The sequence below is a fragment of the Rhizobium sp. FG113 genome (assembly GCF_057809895.1).
Genome location: NZ_JBMDKV010000011.1, coordinates 111,467 through 128,122 on the forward strand (window position 1 = coordinate 111,467; position 16,656 = coordinate 128,122).

Here is a 16,656-nt window from a genome sequence, read left to right on the forward strand (position 1 = left end):
TGTGATGACCTTTGTAAGAAAATTCTACATCGCCGACACCCATCTCGGTCACGAGCGCATGCTGTCGATGCAGCCGCGTCCGTTCTCGACGATCAAGGAGCATGACGAATACATCGTGAACGCCTGGAACTCGGTCGTCGGCGACAGCGATATCGTCTATCACCTCGGCGATTTCGCGTTCAATCTGTCCCGCGACGCCGAACGTATCCAGGGCGTATTCTCGCGCCTCAAAGGCCGCAAATACCTCGTCATCGGTAATCATGACGTGGGCAAAAAGGGTGGCCTGCACCCGACGCTGGCAACGCTCGACTGGGCGTCGCGGCCTGAACATGCAATGCGCACCACGGATGGCGGTCACGATCTGTGGCTGTCTCATTACGCAGCGCGGTCTTGGCCGAGCCAGCACTATGGATCGGTGCACTTCTACGGCCACTCACACGGCAAGCTTCCGGGAGTAGGGCGGTCTCGCGACGTCGGGGTCGATATGCCCGACGTCTATTTCCAGCCGCGAACGTTTGCCGAGTTGACTGTGGGAATGATCTGATGACGGCTGGCGAACTCAATAGGCTTTACGGCTCGGTGATCTTCCCGGGAGCCAGGGTATCCGTTCCGACCGCGTGGATGCCAGCTATCCATGACGCCCTGGCTTCTTTTTGCGATCTTCCGCAGTCGGTTCGTTCGTTCGTTATCGTAACCGGGATCGCAAATTCTGGTGGCCATCTCCTCATTGAAGTCGCTGCTGTCCCGAGCGCGATGCCAGTGGACGGGATGGCGCGCATCGAGGCGATTGTGCGGACCGCGCGAGAGGCGGCGGGCAGGGGAATGCATTGAGATGATGGAAGGCGATCGCGGTAAAGACCAAGGGATGCGGCGGGCGAGAAAGATCAGATCGGCTGCCATCGCGTACCAACGCGAGTGTTGACGCCGTGACCGCGTAACGAAATTCAAGAACTCGCAGCGGTGCTCTGAATGGTTGAGTTCTTGAATTTCGGAAGTCGGCGACTTTAAATCCAGTTAAAGGAAGACGTCAAATTCTAATAACCACTAACCTACTGAATAAACTAATTAAAGAACTCAATTGCAACTCTTCCTCACGTTTCCAATCGCCCGCGTAAAAGTTGTAAAATAGTTGTTGACATGTGCCCGCGAGATCGTGTTTCTCCCCGGACAGAAATAACGTGGAGCATCTGAATTGGACAAAAATGACGAGCTGGACGGACTGAGCGACGCTGAGATGAGCCGACGTCTGATGGCGGATATCGACGAGCTCATTGTGGAGCACGAACTGTATTGCGCCTCGGCCAGCCGTACGCTCCATGAGGCGATCGACCTGGCTTTGGTCGAGGCTGCCGGTAGGACAACCCGGCCGTTCGACGATGATTTCAGGCATACTCTGTCGAATGCGATCTATCTGCCGATCCTTGGCGGGGAGGTGCTGCGCAATGGGGAGCGCCTCCCCAGTCCGACCTATAAGGTCAGCACTTTGGAGCGAGCTATCCGCAACGGGCATCTGGAAGGCCGAAAGGAATCCAACAAGTGGACCGTCACAATCCAGGCACTGCGAGCCTGGTTGGCGCTTGGAGGTCTCTCGGAGCCTACGAGGGTCAACCGTGCGCCCCGTACGGAAGCGGCAATCGCGGACCGAGAGAAAGAGCGGAAGTCAGGCGCGGCGATGTCGACGATGTCGATCCTCGATGCCGCTCTGCTCAATGCCAAGAAACAGAAAAAGAAGTAGGAGATCGCATGGCTCGACCACGTAAGATTGCCCGTGCCTGGCTCGACAAAAAGACCGACACCTATTTCATCCGCGATATCGGTGCAGACGGCAAACCAGTCAAATTCAGTCTCGGGTTCGGGGAGAAGGACCCTGATCACTCCGCCAAGATCGAGGTGGCTATCGCTAAATACATTGCCGAGAAGCACACCGTCGCGAAGGCGGTCGTCAAGAACCAGGACAGTTCGGAAGTCCTGGTCGCGGACGCTATCAAAAAGTACGCCGACGTCCGCATTATCAATTTCGTACCCGGTAGCGACAAGAAGAAGAAAGCAGTTGCACGAGAACACGAAGTCCTTAGCCGTCTGAAGACAATTGTGGAGTTTTTCGGGGAGATGAGCCTCGACGACCTCGACGTAGATGCTCGAGACGATTTCGTGCGGTTCCTGCGCGATAAGGCACAAGCTAGGGCTAGGGCAATACATGCCCGGAAGGTTCAGGCATACCTTGAAAAGAAAGAGAAATGGGACGCTGCGGCACTCGCTCGTGCTAAGAGCGGCCGCATTGTTCGGGAACTAAAGCGAAAGCCGCCAGTAGCGCCCGAACCCTTCGATGTGTCTGCTGTGCCATTCCAGCCGGAATCCGCACTCCGTTACCTGCAGGACCTGAACTCAGCACTGACTTGCGCGTATGAACGTCGACTGACGCGAATTCACGTCAAAATCCCGCTGACGGGCAAGTACGATCCGCGCACCACCGTGTTCACGGATGAGCAAGTCATCAGATTGATCACTCATGCGCATTTCAAGCGCGGTATGGGATGGATCGACAAGAAGCCTAAACAGACCGTGTTCATCTGGCGGCATTTGGCAAGGTTCATGCTGCTGGCCTACTTCACCGGTTCCCGTAAGACCCGCATGTCTCTTGCCTCGTTCGAAGACGAGGGAGACCGTCCTTGGATCGAGCTGAAGCAGGTGCGCGATGCGTCTGGCAAAATGATTTGGAAAGGATGGCTCCATCGTCTTGGAGACGATGAAGTCGAGTATGACAACAAGTCAGCGCCTAAGATTCGGATGCCCAGCCTGTTGGTTCGGTATTGCGTGAAATGGAAGCGTCAGGGCCTTCGCTACCCCTGCATGTACCCATACAGTTCCAATGGCAAAGAAGAGCCCGGGGAACTTCAGAAGTCCATGCGGAAATGTTTCCGCGAGGTGCTCGGACAGGACACCGACGCGGTCATCCACACTTTCCGACACACCACTGCGACGAAGCTCTGCCAGCAAGCCCATCTGCCGCTCGTGGCTATTGCTGCCTATCTCGGTATGACCACTGAGACGCTCGTAAACGTCTATGCAAAGCACCGAGAAGAGGACCTCGATAAGGTTGCCGACTCCTTCCTGGATGCGGGCCAGACGACGGCGAGGGGGGCGCAAAACATCGGACAGAAACTGACAGAAACTGACAGAAACGGAATCGCGTGGTTTGACTTGGAATTGCCCGAGAATCAAAAAAGCTCAATAAGATCAATTGTAAGGGCTGGATATGCGGGGGGTTGAATACCTCGACCGTCACGTTCGGGACGTGGGGGTCGGAGGTTCGAATCCTCTCACTCCGACCAGCCGAAAACCCCGCTCCGGCGGGGTTTTTTCTTTTCCGCTAATATGTCCTAAAAAACACCACCGGGATAAACACCGGGACAATGGTCAAGAGCCCGCCTGGTTTTATCGAAGCACCTACGCGATAGCTGCAAGCCTTGCTGCAACCTTCAGTCGTCGATCTCGTATATCGCAGCTTCATCTTTCGGATCGCGCAGCCCCTTATACGACGCATGCCTTAGCTTCCCGTCACCCGTCCAAGCGCGATATTCGATCTCCGCCAGCAGCTTCGGCCGGACCCAAACTACGCTCTTCCGCTTGCCGTCATAAGCAACCGGCGGCCTCTTGCTGACGAGCTTGTCGAGCTGTTCTCGCACCAGCCAGGCATTCCTCTCGCTGAAGCCGGTGCCGACCGATCCGACATAGACCAGCTTGCCGTTCTGCATTGCGCCCAGGAGCAACGCTCCGATCCCGGCTCTGGCCGACATCGAATGCTCATATCCCAGGATCGCGAACGTCTCAGACTGTATGCACTTGACCTTGACCCATTCGCCCCCGCGTCCGCTTCGGTAGGGCTCGTCTTTGTGCTTCGCGATGATGCCTTCGAGACCGTGCTCACAAGCCGCCGCGAAGATCGCCGGACCGTCGCCTTCGATTTCCTGGGACAGCCGGATGCCGCCGTCAGCGTCTGCCGGAACCAGCCCTTCGAGGAGGTGACGACGGGCGTCCTGCTCCATACCCTGCAGGTCGTGGCCGTCGAGGTACATGACGTCGAATGCATAGAGGATTGCTTCCGAAGCATGCCGCTTGCCGGAGCGGCCACCAAGCGCCTGCTGGAGGGCACCGAAATCTGACCGACCCATGTCGTCGAGGACGACGGCTTCACCGTCGAGGATCGCGGTGCCAACCGGCAGTGTCCGGGCAGCTTCGACGATTGAAGGAAACCGGTCAGTCCAGTCGTGACCACCTCGGGTGATGATGGTGATATCGTCGCCGCTCTTGTTGAGCTGCAGCCGGTAGCCATCCCATTTGATTTCGAACGTCCAGTCTGGTCCGGCTGGAGGCTTCGGCTTCAAGAGCGCCAGGCAGGGCTCGACGCGATAGGGCATCTTGTCAAAGGGTAGGTTCGGCTGCTGCGGATCGCGCGAGCGATGACGGCCACCCTTGAGCGGCGGCTCGACTTCGCGGAGAAGGGGCTTCGACGGTGGCTTACTCGGACGCTTGGCCATCCTTCGAGTTCATCAGCATCTTCTTAAAATGAGATTGATGCGGCGGCGGGAATTGAACCCGCGCACGGATCGGTGACTAGTCGATCCCTTGCAGCTTCCGGGCAGTCACGCCGTTTGCCGCTATGTCCAGGCCACAAGGCCTGCGCTCTACCAGACTGAGCTACGGTCCGCATAAGGGAAGTGTGATGAGCAATGTTGGTATCGACCGCCGACCCTCTCCCTCTCAGGAGCCGCTCTCACCGTCTGAGCTAAAAGCCCATCACACCTATGAAGATATCATTCGTCCATCGGCCGAAATCTCAAAGTGGTTTTAAGCCCGGGCTTTCGAAATCCAGAGAGGAATAGAGGTACTCATCTCTGCCCTCGGCTGTTGCCCGATCTGATTTGTATTGCAGCTCGCCGTCGATCCCGATCTCGCGGAGGGTCCGCAGGGTTCCGACGACGGTCGCTTCGTCCGATGACGAGCAGTAAACGCAAGCGAGGTTATGGCCGATCAACCTGACGAGTTCGCTCGTAGATTTCTTCGCAGCAAGGAGCTTGCCTTCGAGAGCCGCGTCTTCGATCTCCGCCCACAGTCCGGCGGTATCCGGCACTGCGAGTGGCACCAGCCATTTGCCAGTGGAACGGATGTCGTCGTTACCGATGATCGAGCGGAAACCGGACTTTGAGATTGTTGAGAACCAGAGCATCATTGAACTCTGAGGTGAAAGGAAGCATGATGCAACCGGAAAGGATTTCGCCAATGACCGTACTGATCAGCAAGCTCATCAAACACACGATGCCAGCGATCAGAGAGATGGGTCGCGAGGAGATTGCGAAAGCGCATGCCGCTGGGCTGCCTGGCGTCTACATGATCGGAGACAAGATCGTCCGCGAGTATCGAGATGGCCGCATTGAAGAGGTGCTCCGTGACACCTGAGCAAGAGCGTCTTCTCATTCAGATCAACGAAGACTTCGAGCAGTATCATGCCGACGTCAATGCTGGCCTTCGGATCACGCATATGCCGGTGGGACCTGGTTTCAGACTTCGTGATTTGGACCTGTATGAGAGATTCCTTGACAGCTCGCCCGCTGAGCAAGCCTCGTTCCTGAAGACGGTACATCCGGACGAGATCAAATTTTTCGAAGAGCTTCAGCTAGCTCGGGTCGAATTCGAGAGCGCTGAAAGACGCAAATGACGGTCGAAGAGTTCCTTCCCTGGGAAGCCGATCAGCCCGAACGCTACGAATTCATCGAAGGCCAGCCGATGCCGGTCGAGCCATCGACCCAGGCTCGCTCGCTGTTGATCAGCGATATCGTGACGATTCTGCGACCCGCCGTACGAGGGACCGGGCTTCGGGTTCTGTCCAACATTCGTGTTCGGTGCGGTAGTGACATCCGATATCCGGCAGTCGTGGTTGATCGCGGTCCTTTCGATCCGAATGCAACGCTGCCCGCCAAGCCTGTCGCGATCATCGACGTCGACCGTCGTCGCGATTGGTCCGACCTTCCCAACATTCGATATCTCTCGATGAGGATCGGGGACGATGCTGATCAGGTGTTGACATTGCTGGAAATGAGAACGAAATAGGAACATATTCCGCGAGGGTATGTTCATGAGGCACCGAAAAGGAATCGATCTCATTCGTTCGGACACTGGCTACACCGTAGGCGAGGGCAGCGTTCGCGGCGATAGGCCATCCGATCATTCATACCAAATCCAAGTCTGGTCGGATGAACCTGAGAGCGGCGGCGAGCTTCTGGAGACGATCAGCAGGGCGACCGAATTCAGCGTGTCGGTGGCCGGTTATCACGCGGCAGTCCGCGCCCGGCCCGGCAAAGTCCTAGTCCACCTAAACGGACGGCATCGCATGTCCTGCGAAAGGGCTCCGGACCCGCCGATCCCTCTTAACTAAGGCCGACCAGGCGGTAGTGTCGGCCTCTTCCCTAGAACAGGTAACGTTCGCGAAGCTTGAGCAATGGTTCGTCTTGGGTGCCCGCTGTTCCTCGTGTCAGCACAGGGCTTGGCTGGATCGATGGGAGCTTAGTCGACGCTTCGGCAAGCAGGCAGCTATTGCTCCGCTGGCGGCGAAACTCCGCTGCACGAAATGCCAAAATCGCGATGGTAACAGGTTTACAATGGGGAAAATGAAGCGCTGAAAGCATACCGTTAGCGGTATAGGTGCGCCGCCTTATGCTTTATAAAGTATACCCTCAAAGTTCACTTGTGACAAATCAGGGGCAAAATTTGAAATCTGCCCCTGATTTGTCACAAAATACTGAAATCATTGCATTTTATCTTGAAGATTCGACATTTGCATATTGTTTTTAACTGTCAAATTAATAGGTTGTTTACGCGCTCGATCCGATCATGGGCGCACGAAATCTGAGAAGGAGCCGGTCATGTCTATGTATACCTCTAAGAACCCAGCAGGCGTTGCAGCTGGCCAGACCGCAGCAATTTTCGGCGTGCTGGCGGCCGGTGCGGTGAACGCTCACGTGTCCGGTCTCCAGGCGATGCGTGCGGCTCGCGAGAGCAACAACAGCAACGTCCTCCGCCATCAGCTCGGCGTCGCGATCAATCGCGCTCAGTCGCTTTGTGATCTCGCGACCGAGCAAGCTTCCGAGATCGAAGCTTTGAAAGCAGAAAACGCGCGTCTCCGTGCTGCCAGCGCGACGTATCTTGCTGCTGCCCGCCGCCGGAGTGCCGCATAATGGACATTCAGGAAGCTCTCGACAAATGGATGGCCGGTGAGCTGTCGGTGAAGGAAGTTATGATAGCTACCGGTCTACGGTCCGCCGCCGCTCTTCATCGAGAGGTACTCGATGACGAAGCCCAGCGGGAAGCGGAAGCTCATGTGTGGGGCTACGCGGACGATAACGTGGAGGAGCAGGAGTTCCTTGAGACAATGGCCTGGCACTACTGGGGCGACTGGCTCCGTGAAGAGCCCGGCTATATGGAAGCATGCATCCGGATGCTGCGTCATGCGCGGGCGCTGAAATTGGGTATCCGCCGAAAGAAGCCGACGGCGGATACGGTACATTAGTGCATGTAGGCAGATGTTGTGATGGGGGCGGTTGCGAAAGTGGCTGCCCTTTTTGCTGCGATGCGATGAGCGAGGTCGGTTGCATCATCGGGCTCCGGTTGGCCGACGCTTCGGATCGCCGTGATTGCGTTGTGTTCACCATTCAATGCCGCTGCGACACGACGGTCTGAGGCATCGGCAATTGCTTTGAGCTGGGCGTCGTTCATGTCTAGCAGCCACGTTGTCTGCTCCGGCGTAAGCAGGGTAAGGTCCGCTTGTAGGCGATCATCATCATTCATCGACGCAAACATTTTCACCTGAAGCGAAGGCGACTGCTTCAGGATGACATCGGCCGCAGCGGCTTTGCCTTTTTCAAGATCACGAGCCTCGTCGATCCGGCTTTCATCTGGCAGAGCGGCTTCGAGGTTCTTCACTGGCTCGGCTGGTGCCGGGCCTCCGCCGCCAAAAAGACGGCGGAGCATCTCCTCGATTGCAGCCAGGCAACTGACGGCCGCGTTAGCCATGGCGTTAAAGACCTCGATTGCCATTTGATTTGCGATAACTACGGCGTTTATTAACGCTCTGATCATGGTGAAGCTCCCGGTACTTCGTTTTTGTTGAGAGCATCACCATGCGTTTCGGCGGTGCTTGCGACAACTTCCGCCGACGGCCCACAAATTGCGAAAGTTTATTCTGTTGACGTGGCCAGCAAACATGAGGGCTGTTCCAGCAACCCGTTGAAAACGTCCCACAAATCTCTTGTGGCCGACAAATTCTGAGCAAACCCTTGTCTCTGAAGACGACGTTGTCTTCCAAGCATAAGGGAACGCTAATATGAAAATGAAGAAAAACGAAATGCCCTTCCGAGTACGGGAATTTCTCCCGATGTTCGACACTGAACGAGGCAGCAGCAAGCCAGGAAAATTTCGTAGGCAGGTCGAGGGGCTGGCCGAATTCCTGTGCAAGCAGCCCCGCACGGTGGAAGCTTACTGCTCGACGAGGGAGGATCGCACTATCAGCGCAGATGACTACATGCGCGTTGCCGTCGAATGGATGAAGCGCAAGTCGCGGTCGACGTCAGCCGCTCGCTTCATCGTGTACGACGATAACGGTGATCAGCTATTCGAGACCCAGACCATGGGCCAGGCCAGCTTCCTTGCCGACGTCGAGGGTTCATTCTGGAGTGCGACGTCCTTGGGTGCTTGGCAAAGGAAGCACTTCACGGCGGCAGCGGGTCGGCGATCCAGGCTCCGGCGTCTGGTTCGAGATGGCATCATCGGCAACCGTATGATCTGTGCAGTCTTCGAATTCGATGAGCATTGCCTCGTCGACTATCAGCTTGAAGATGTCGATTGGCTGTCAACACCGGATGAGTTCCGGTTGCACCAGCTAGAGACTTGGGTCCGTAACTCCACGGGAGAAGCAGCATGAACGAGAAGAAATTCGTCCACTTACGGCCAGCTCGTAGAGCACAGGTTCAAAAGCGAACTGTCGATGTGCTCAAGGAACGGAAAGCTTTACTCACTGGTATCCCCACAGAAGCTGAGGGAGGCCGCTGAAACCAAGGTCGAGGCAGCTTCTCAGGTTGCGGCTACTCCCGTCCGGCGTCCGCTACCAATGCCAGTTTCAGGACTGAAACTGGCCGTTCCTTGAACGCCGAAAAATGTGAGTTATTTGGGTGAGGCTCCGATCATCTCGGAGCTGTATGTAAACGTAAGTGATAGGTGTGCAATGGTTTTAAAGACTACAAAGGAACAGATGATCGCGGAATTTTCCGAGGCAGCAACGTGCAGGATAGACCATGCTCGGTCCGCGTGGTTGGGAGCGTCCGAAGCGCAGATTCGAGAGCTTGTTGATTTGCTCTTCATGCAGGACCCGCGACTGCTCGAACAGTGGTACTACGATGTTACCCTTGGTAGCCGCTTAACTTCGGCTGATGCAAGAGATATCATCGCGTCTCTGGAGAGGCTCAACGCAAAAAAGCTGGAATCTTAACAAGGCTAAGGCACCGGGCTATCTTAGTCATTCCCATCCACGATCTTCTTCACCGCCTTCAACCGCGCTCGGCAGTCAGCACTGGCAACGGCCACCCGATCCGTGAACTCCAGCAGGTCGGCCGCGCTGACGTTCGTCCGGCCGCTGTAGACCGGCTCTTCCTTGCAGACGAGCAACGCTGGTGGGATCGTCTGAGCGCAGGAGACGATCAGGGCAACGATGAAGATGATACTGGCGACAGTGGCGATCCGAGCCATCATTGTCGACCTCCAAAACGCTGGAGGAAGGCGTCAGCCAGCGGCTTCGGCAGCTCGACATCGTCGGCGGGGCGGGCTTTCCCGACAGCAGTCTGCAGCTTGATCGACTTCGTCTGCTGGACCTCGGCGTCGTTGAGGACGTCATTGCTGGCTTCGACGGCGGTCGGTTACGCACCAACCCTGCTTCGCTAAGGATCAAAAGTTGTTAACGATTTCAGACATCGCTCGCCGCGAAGGAGGTACCTTGAACCTAAGACGACTTAGTTTCAAAACTAACTTATGGAGGGTGAAGAGGCCTACTGTCCGATAACATTCATTATTGGACACTGGATTTCCATTGCGGGGAGTAATGAGGGACCGGTGATCCGGGGCGGCAATGCCGTTCAGAACAAGGCGATAGAGCCAAGAATTTTTAGCGAGCTTGGGTCAGTGCTTTCTTGCCTCGTCCGTCAAGACCAACGTTCGCACCCCGTTGAACGCGACCTCGCGAACAATTTCCTTCTGTTCCAGCGTTTCAATCGTGGAGGTGGATATCCGTCGGTCGCCGACAATCCAAGCCCGGCCCACACGCCGTTGATGTCGAAACGCTGCCAACGCTGACAGGGCAGCGAGCGAGGGCTGCGCTTGAAGCTGAGGAGGAGTTTCCAGGTCCCCGGCCTGAACGGGTACGCAACCCATCTCTCACAATTATGAGCGTTGAGAGCATCTATGTACGAGGATTGGACTTCGTGTTACCGGGTAAGTCCAGTGCCCATAATGGGAAATCCAAGCAACGGCTTCCGCTGTAGAGACTTGGAGAAATGTCCGTTTGCCCGGGTAGGTGGAAGGGGGTTGAATTGGAGAATACGCTGTTGTCGCCGGACAAGGAAATCTCAGTGGAGCAACGTGTCGCTCTTGCTCAAAGGCTTCTCAAGATGCACGGAGATTCCGCTGCAGTCCTTGGGACCGTGTCAATCATCGTGAGCGGGATTGGCAGCGGCCTGGCTTTTGCGAACGATGGCCAGCTCCCTCATTTCTTCGACATCGACGCGCTGAAAACAGCCGCGATGCAGACGATGGTAATCGCGAAAAAGCTACGGGACGAGTTTGGTAGCGACGCTGAACAGCTACCCACGAATTACGGCGATCCGAAACGGCGTTCGAAGCTCATGAAGATCACCGCTGCTCATATCGGGATTGACGACGAGCGAACGCGAGCCCTCCTGACCGGCGTGGTCGCGTCACCTCCGGATCAAAAAACTAACCTGATGTTTGATGTTACCCTTCAACACCTCCGACAATTGGAAACCTGGGCTCGCATCGCGCGGACTTTGGGTTATGCGAGCGACCGTATTCATCTCATCTGGATGGTCGCCGACTTCGCAACGGCGAGGGCACACCTCCCTGGACATGAGCCGCTGTCGCCCGAAGTTTTAAAGAACATCCACCGTGGCGTGGCCGCGACGATGCTCGATATTTGCACAATGGAGAAGGAAGTAAGGAAGTATATCGACGGCGATGTTTTGATTCACTTAAACTCCCCCGACAGTGGTGGTGCAGAGACCTTCGTCGTAAAAAAGGCGGGCAAAGACCCCGTGCCATTCGCGGGAATTGATATCGAGTTTAGAAGGAAAGTATCGTTACGTGTCCCCTCAGGAGCTTCATGGTGATAGCCTTTTCAATTATGGCACTTGCGATGCTGAAATCAGCAAAGTTGAGACCCAAAGATCAGCAATTTGTGGGAAAAAGGCCATCGCTTGGGTCAAGTGAACGGCCGGTTTTTCCGCCGCGCTGGCCAGGGTCTTGGGCCGAAGGTGATGCTCCGCGAACGGGTCGTCCTCCAGAGCTTCATGTCGGTGGTAGACGAAAATCAAGAAGGTGGCGAACCATCTACCGATAACGCAGTAAAACAGCATTGGCGGGACATGCCGTGCTTTAAGAATGGACGTCAAATCCGTTGAAGAGCCAGCGAAAAAATCCGGCCGATCTCTCCGCGATGGCGCAAGTTGCCCGTGAGTACAACGTAATAATTGAGCTGGAATGCGATGGAGCGGTTACGCGCGTAAGGCCAGCGTCCACTTGCAGCGGCTTTCAAGCACCACTGGGCGGACTGGGGTTAAACATCGAGCCGTTTGAGCCGATCTGGCCGCCACTGGACTACAGAGAGGCGTTCACCTTGAGGACGTTAGCGGAAGTCGGTGTCGGACAGATTGCTTATTCGTCATTAATCAGGTGGTGCGACTCCGAAACGGTTAAAAAACTTGCTCTCAGGGGCTTTATTATTGCAAAGCCGCCGGGAAGGAAGATATCCGACGATGAGATCAGATTGACAGAGGAGGGTCTCATTGCATGGAAAGTTGCAATACATCAGCCAAGGTGATTTTCCTTGCGGCCCATTTCACGCAGTAATCTGCCACCTGAGGTCCCTAACTGATGTTGCGAGTAGTACATCCGCCCAAAAGCGATCATTCGAAACTTCGGCAGCCATTGACCGAAGGCGAGCGCAAGTTGTTCGAACTCTTTGACACAGGGCTTGATCCCGAGTGGGAAATTTACATCCAACCGCACCTTAATGGGCTGCGACCAGACTTTGTGCTGCTCAATCCAACAGTTGGAATCTGCGTGATAGAGGTCAAAGACTGGAACTTGGATGCTATGAATTACTATGTCGATGAGCGCCGCAGCGGTAGGTTTGAACTTTGCGCTCAAAATGGCAATCAAAGTTTCAAAGTCGACAATCCTTTTACCAAGATAAAGCGGTATAAAGAGGCAATATATAACATATACTGTCCTCGCCTTCGGAAAAAATACGGTTACGCAGCTGTTGTAGGTAGCGTCGTTTTTCCCTTTGCCCGACGAGAGCGTTTACTGTCGTTGCAGCAGCCGTTTCTCAAAAGCGACACGGAGAAAGAGAAAGCCAGCGAGTATTGGCCAGTTGCTGGCAAAGCTGAGCTTTCAATAGAAGGTCTTTCACTGATGCTTCCTATATTAAAGAAAGATCGCCATAACCTTATGACCCCAGCCTTGGCGGACGACTTTCGCGGTTGGTTGGTTGAACCTGATTTCGCTATTGCGCAAAGGCGTCCTTTAACCCTCGATAAGGACCAGCGTGCGCTGGCCGAATCGCGGACAGATTCCGGCTACCGTCGCATTAAGGGGGCAGCAGGGTCTGGAAAATCGCTTGTTTTAGCTGCTCGTGCGGCGAAGTTGGCTGGCGAAGGAAAAACGGTGTTCGTCGTCACCTTCAATATGACGCTCTGGCATTATCTGCGTGATTTAGTTGCTAGGGCGGCGACATCGCCGGGATGGTCGAGCCGCGTCACGTACGCTCACTTCCATGAGTGGTGTAAGCAAGTATGTTTAGAAGCTGGGTTAGAAGATTCCTATGCGGAGATTATGCAACCCGTTGCCAAAATAATGGATTTGAATTTGGACCCACGAGAGGAAGCGAACCTTCTGCGTCCAATCTTGCCACAGATCATGAATGTGGAGCTGCCCGAACTTGCTCGTCGGGCCGCGTTGTCCGAAAACACCGCAAAGTATGATGCTGTTTTCGTCGACGAAGGGCAAGATTACCTCCCATTATGGTGGAACGCTTTGCGAGGAATTTGCAAACCTGGCGGCGAGTTACTGCTAGTCGCGGATACGACGCAGGACATATATGGGACTGCCCGTAACTGGACGGACGAAGCGATGAGAGGTGCGGGATTCCTTGGAGGTCGATGGGCGCACCTCCGAATTGGATATCGACTACCTTCAGAGGCTTTGCGTATGGCTTCTGAGTTTGCGCGGCGTTTTCTTCCGGACGAAACCAGCGACATTCCAGAGCACGATCAGGAGGCACTCGACTTATTTCCTGCGCACTTACATTGGGTTCAGTGCCAAGACCATGAAGCGGCACGCCATTGCGTAAACGCCGTCTTGGCAATGATGCGAAAGACGGGAGCGGGAACGGGAAAAGCGAATGCTGATATCACATTTCTCGCAAACGACATTGATTTCGGTAAACAGGTTGTCGTGGAACTGGCAACATATGGGGTAAATGCTGCGCACACTTTTGAAAGGGACAAACGTGAGCAAAATCGACTAAAGATGGCCTTCTTTCTTGGCGATTCTAGGATTAAGGCGACTACGTTTCATAGCTTTAAGGGCTGGGAGACGCCACTTATGGTTATGTACATTCGACGAGCGGTTGGGCCGGAAGCAATGGCCGCGATCTACGCGGCTCTCACCCGATTGAAGCGTAGTCCGACCGGCAGCCATCTAACTGTCGTATGCTCAGCTCCAGAACTTGCCGCCTACGGTGCCACTTGGGGAGACGAGCATTGAGTTGACCAGCCTGTACCGGAACCGGTGTTCCGCTACCCACGCTATCCTGTCATCAAATGTGTGATCGCCTTGGACAAGCGCCTCACAGAAGGCCGGTAGTAGACCTTCTCACATCTACCTTAAGCGTGAACTGCCGTAATCTATCCAGAGAAGTGAGGCCGTGAACAACGTTCGCCCGGACAGTCTAAAATGGCAATATGTGGCCGTTTAACGGGCGTAGGTATGAGCAGCGAAGGCGAGTTTTTCCAAAACTCTCGGTCCGACAGGACCTTGCTTCTTGTAAATGGCGTCACGAAGGCAAGCATTCAATCGAGCTAGATATTGGCGCGCCTATCTCCAGAGCCTGACCTCCGGCTTTTAGCCACTCCATAACAACAGAGGCCGTAATCTCAATTTGAGCCGGTTTTCGAAGAGAGCACTCCCAGACCGTCGCAACGCGCCAACCCAGCCCCAGAGCGTCGTCGCGAACTTTCGCGTCGCGCCGCACATTTCCTTCGAACTTAAGTCTCCAGAATTCTTCTCGCGTCTTTGGTGTGGTAGCGAAACGGCAACCGGGGTGGCGGTGCCAGAAACAACCATGGACGTAAATCAAAGCGCCATAACGCCGAGAGACGATATCAGGCTTTCCGGGTAGCAGTTTACCATGGAGCCGGAACCTTAAGCCTAACCCGTGCAGTGCACTCCTTAATGCACGTTCCGGAGCAGTGTTTGTGCCTCGAATGCCACTCATCATCCGCGACCGGGTGAGCTTGTCGACAATATCCATATCTTTTGACTTGCACTCCTGCCGATTACCTGGAAAAGAGATCGCCCGGAGCCCTGTCATGAATGAAACCATCAAAATCGTCGATCTTTTTTCTGGACCAGGAGGGCTCAGCGAGGGCTTTTCGGCATGCAAACACGAAGCATCGACTGATCATCCTTACAAAATAAGTATTTCAGTCGAAAAGGATAAGGCGGCACATCGCACGCTGCGACTCAGAGCGTTTCTCAGGCAATTCGAGACGTTCCCAGCGGAATACTATGCATGGATAGAAGGAAGCCGGAACGAGCCGGTTTGGTCAGAGCTTTACTCCGAGCAGTGGCGGGCGGCGGAGGCCGAGGCAGTTTGTGCTGAATTGGGTGAGCAAGCAACCACCGCTACCCTGTCCACTGCCATCAGTAACGTCAAAGAGGTTTCTGCGGGACGGACGCTGCTGATCGGCGGGCCCCCTTGCCAAGCTTACTCGCTGGTCGGGAGAGCACGAAATTCGGGCACCAAGTCCTACATCGCATCAGAAGATCACCGACATTTTCTGTACAGAGAATACTGTCGCGTCTTGAATGAGCTGTCCCCAGCCGTCTTTTTAATGGAGAATGTCAAAGGAATACTCTCCTCAACGGTCGAAGGACGCGCAATCTTTGGCCAGGTGGTAGCTGATCTTGAGCAAGCAGGCCCCGGATATCGGCTTTTCGGCCTGGCGGATGATGGGGTCGATCCAGAAAATCCTAGACGCTTCCTGATCAAGGCGGAAGACTTTGGAGTGCCTCAGGCACGACATCGTGTAATCATTTGTGGAATAAGGGAAGACGTTGCGAACCGCCTACCCACCCACAAGCGGCCCAGACTTAGAAAGCATAACCGTGGTGTGACCGTGGAGGACGCAATTGGGTCTTTGTCTCCTTTGCGACCGGGATTGAGCAGAGCCGATAGCCCAGAAACGCTGCGGGAAGCTGTCGAGAATGCCGCAGCTCTCTTAAACTCCATCTCTGCCTCATATGTCGGGAAAAATTCTGGGGCCTACCTTAGCTTAATCGCGGACGTGGCGGCACAGGTCGAAAAGCTTGCCATGCTTCCACGCCAGTCGCGTGCGCGGAACGCTCTCGCTGCCAGTCTACCAACGGCGTTGAAGAAATTTCTTGACGACGAACGACTTCATGCACTTTCGAACCATGACTCACGCGGTCACATGCCGAGCGACTTGGTTCGCTATATGTACGCGGCATGCTTTGCTGCCGCCGAAGGCGTAAGTCCGAAGGCAAGCCAGTTTCCGGATGAGATAGCTCCTGCCCACGCGAATTGGCAGAGTGGTAAATTCGCAGACCGCTTCCGGGTTCAGCGTAGCGATTTCCCTTCAACAACGATTACAAGTCATATTGCCAAGGACGGTCACTACTTCATTCATCCCGATGCCAACCAGTGTCGCTCGTTGACAGTTCGCGAGGCTGCTCGTCTGCAAACATTTCCTGACAACTACCGTTTCATGGGCAACAGAACCGAACAATACACTCAAGTGGGCAATGCAGTACCGCCATATCTTGCCCTGCAGATAGCCGAGGCGATCCTTCCCGTTTTTGATAATCTCTAGTTTGCGACGGTGTAGTCGGCTGACACTCACTCGTCCATGAAGCCGCTTTCGACCAGCCTCCTCAAAATGGTGGCGGCCAAGACACCTTGACGGGCCGTTGGACTAGGCGCGGAATGAAGGCGCATGTTTCCATGATGCTGATTTCACGCTGGGTATGCTTCCCGCTTGTTTTGCTCTTAAATGTATCCGATTTCCAAAGCTCAGC

Annotated in this window: 20 protein-coding genes; 15 read left to right on the forward strand and 5 right to left on the reverse strand. The window is 55.0% G+C overall.

Annotated features, from left to right (window positions below):
* Nucleotides 1-4 precede the first annotated feature (4 nt).
* From ACODTZ_RS22750 to ACODTZ_RS22765, 4 genes are all read left to right on the forward strand, one after another.
* Nucleotides 5-544, forward strand: a complete 540-nt coding sequence (locus tag ACODTZ_RS22750; protein ID WP_489028269.1) for a hypothetical protein — start codon at nucleotides 5-7, stop codon at nucleotides 542-544.
* Entirely contained in the window at nucleotides 544-831 is a 288-nt protein-coding gene (locus ACODTZ_RS22755) for a hypothetical protein (protein WP_489028271.1), read from the forward strand. Before ACODTZ_RS22750 ends, ACODTZ_RS22755 begins: the two co-directional genes overlap by 1 nt.
* A 361-nt stretch (nucleotides 832-1,192) precedes the next feature.
* Entirely contained in the window at nucleotides 1,193-1,735 is a 543-nt protein-coding gene (locus ACODTZ_RS22760; RefSeq protein ID WP_489028273.1) for a hypothetical protein, read from the forward strand.
* A gap of 8 nt (nucleotides 1,736-1,743) precedes the next feature.
* Nucleotides 1,744-3,270, forward strand: coding sequence for a hypothetical protein (locus ACODTZ_RS22765; RefSeq protein ID WP_489028275.1), 1,527 nt, complete (start codon nucleotides 1,744-1,746; stop codon nucleotides 3,268-3,270).
* 209 nt (nucleotides 3,271-3,479) lie between these two features.
* Here ACODTZ_RS22765 and ligD read toward each other — a convergent pair whose 3' ends face one another.
* Nucleotides 3,480-4,538 carry a non-homologous end-joining DNA ligase gene (gene ligD, locus ACODTZ_RS22770; protein WP_489028277.1) on the reverse strand — a complete coding sequence of 353 codons (1,059 nt, stop codon included), beginning with the start codon at nucleotides 4,536-4,538 and terminating at the stop codon, nucleotides 3,480-3,482.
* Nucleotides 4,539-4,837: 299 nt separating this feature from the next.
* Entirely contained in the window at nucleotides 4,838-5,227 is a 390-nt protein-coding gene (locus tag ACODTZ_RS22775; RefSeq protein WP_489028279.1) for a hypothetical protein, read from the reverse strand.
* Between the two features lie 53 nt (nucleotides 5,228-5,280).
* Between ACODTZ_RS22775 and ACODTZ_RS22780 the strand changes: the two genes are divergently transcribed.
* The 5 genes from ACODTZ_RS22780 (at nucleotide 5,281) to ACODTZ_RS22800 (ending at nucleotide 7,564) form a co-directional block, all read left to right on the forward strand.
* The gene (locus tag ACODTZ_RS22780; RefSeq protein WP_489028281.1) at nucleotides 5,281-5,457 is read left to right on the forward strand and encodes a hypothetical protein; all 177 of its coding nucleotides are present in this window, start codon (nucleotides 5,281-5,283) and stop codon (nucleotides 5,455-5,457) included.
* On the forward strand, nucleotides 5,447-5,716 hold the full coding sequence (locus ACODTZ_RS22785; protein WP_489028283.1) for a hypothetical protein: 270 nt from the start codon (nucleotides 5,447-5,449) through the stop codon (nucleotides 5,714-5,716). Before ACODTZ_RS22780 ends, ACODTZ_RS22785 begins: the two co-directional genes overlap by 11 nt.
* Entirely contained in the window at nucleotides 5,713-6,108 is a 396-nt protein-coding gene (locus ACODTZ_RS22790) for a Uma2 family endonuclease (protein WP_489028285.1), read from the forward strand. The genes ACODTZ_RS22785 and ACODTZ_RS22790 overlap by 4 nt, the downstream gene beginning before the upstream one ends.
* Before the next feature lie 812 nt (nucleotides 6,109-6,920).
* Complete coding sequence (locus tag ACODTZ_RS22795; protein WP_489028287.1) at nucleotides 6,921-7,232, forward strand: hypothetical protein; 312 nt, start codon at nucleotides 6,921-6,923, stop codon at nucleotides 7,230-7,232.
* The gene (locus tag ACODTZ_RS22800; protein WP_489028289.1) at nucleotides 7,232-7,564 is read left to right on the forward strand and encodes a hypothetical protein; all 333 of its coding nucleotides are present in this window, start codon (nucleotides 7,232-7,234) and stop codon (nucleotides 7,562-7,564) included. The genes ACODTZ_RS22795 and ACODTZ_RS22800 overlap by 1 nt, the downstream gene beginning before the upstream one ends.
* On the opposite strand, the gene ACODTZ_RS22805 is transcribed toward ACODTZ_RS22800, so the two are convergent.
* A complete protein-coding gene (locus ACODTZ_RS22805; RefSeq protein ID WP_489028291.1) occupies nucleotides 7,561-8,133 on the reverse strand; it encodes a hypothetical protein in 573 nt (190 codons plus the stop codon). The genes ACODTZ_RS22800 and ACODTZ_RS22805 overlap by 4 nt on opposite strands.
* Before the next feature lie 244 nt (nucleotides 8,134-8,377).
* On the opposite strand from ACODTZ_RS22805, the gene ACODTZ_RS22810 reads away from it, so the two are divergent.
* Nucleotides 8,378-8,974: a hypothetical protein gene (locus ACODTZ_RS22810; protein ID WP_489028293.1), complete on the forward strand. Its 597-nt coding sequence runs from the start codon at nucleotides 8,378-8,380 to the stop codon at nucleotides 8,972-8,974.
* Between the two features lie 587 nt (nucleotides 8,975-9,561).
* Here the strand turns inward: ACODTZ_RS22810 and ACODTZ_RS22815 are convergent.
* The gene (locus ACODTZ_RS22815) at nucleotides 9,562-9,798 is read right to left on the reverse strand and encodes a hypothetical protein (RefSeq protein ID WP_489028295.1); all 237 of its coding nucleotides are present in this window, start codon (nucleotides 9,796-9,798) and stop codon (nucleotides 9,562-9,564) included.
* On the opposite strand from ACODTZ_RS22815, the gene ACODTZ_RS22820 reads away from it, so the two are divergent.
* The 4 genes from ACODTZ_RS22820 (at nucleotide 9,798) to ACODTZ_RS22835 (ending at nucleotide 14,103) form a co-directional block, all read left to right on the forward strand.
* Nucleotides 9,798-10,004, forward strand: a complete 207-nt coding sequence (locus ACODTZ_RS22820) for a hypothetical protein (RefSeq protein WP_489028297.1) — start codon at nucleotides 9,798-9,800, stop codon at nucleotides 10,002-10,004. The two genes, ACODTZ_RS22815 and ACODTZ_RS22820, sit on opposite strands and share 1 nt — an antisense overlap.
* Nucleotides 10,005-10,631: 627 nt before the next feature.
* Nucleotides 10,632-11,444, forward strand: coding sequence for a hypothetical protein (locus ACODTZ_RS22825; RefSeq protein WP_489028299.1), 813 nt, complete (start codon nucleotides 10,632-10,634; stop codon nucleotides 11,442-11,444).
* 287 nt (nucleotides 11,445-11,731) lie between these two features.
* Nucleotides 11,732-12,154, forward strand: coding sequence for a hypothetical protein (locus ACODTZ_RS22830; protein ID WP_489028301.1), 423 nt, complete (start codon nucleotides 11,732-11,734; stop codon nucleotides 12,152-12,154).
* Between the two features lie 53 nt (nucleotides 12,155-12,207).
* Complete coding sequence (locus tag ACODTZ_RS22835; RefSeq protein WP_489028303.1) at nucleotides 12,208-14,103, forward strand: nuclease-related domain-containing DEAD/DEAH box helicase; 1,896 nt, start codon at nucleotides 12,208-12,210, stop codon at nucleotides 14,101-14,103.
* A gap of 289 nt (nucleotides 14,104-14,392) precedes the next feature.
* Here ACODTZ_RS22835 and ACODTZ_RS22840 read toward each other — a convergent pair whose 3' ends face one another.
* Nucleotides 14,393-14,941, reverse strand: a complete 549-nt coding sequence (locus ACODTZ_RS22840) for a very short patch repair endonuclease (RefSeq protein ID WP_489028305.1) — start codon at nucleotides 14,939-14,941, stop codon at nucleotides 14,393-14,395.
* Here ACODTZ_RS22840 and ACODTZ_RS22845 point away from each other — a divergent pair.
* The gene (locus ACODTZ_RS22845; RefSeq protein ID WP_489028307.1) at nucleotides 14,928-16,451 is read left to right on the forward strand and encodes a DNA cytosine methyltransferase; all 1,524 of its coding nucleotides are present in this window, start codon (nucleotides 14,928-14,930) and stop codon (nucleotides 16,449-16,451) included. The two genes, ACODTZ_RS22840 and ACODTZ_RS22845, sit on opposite strands and share 14 nt — an antisense overlap.
* The last annotated feature ends 205 nt before the right edge of the window (nucleotides 16,452-16,656 follow it).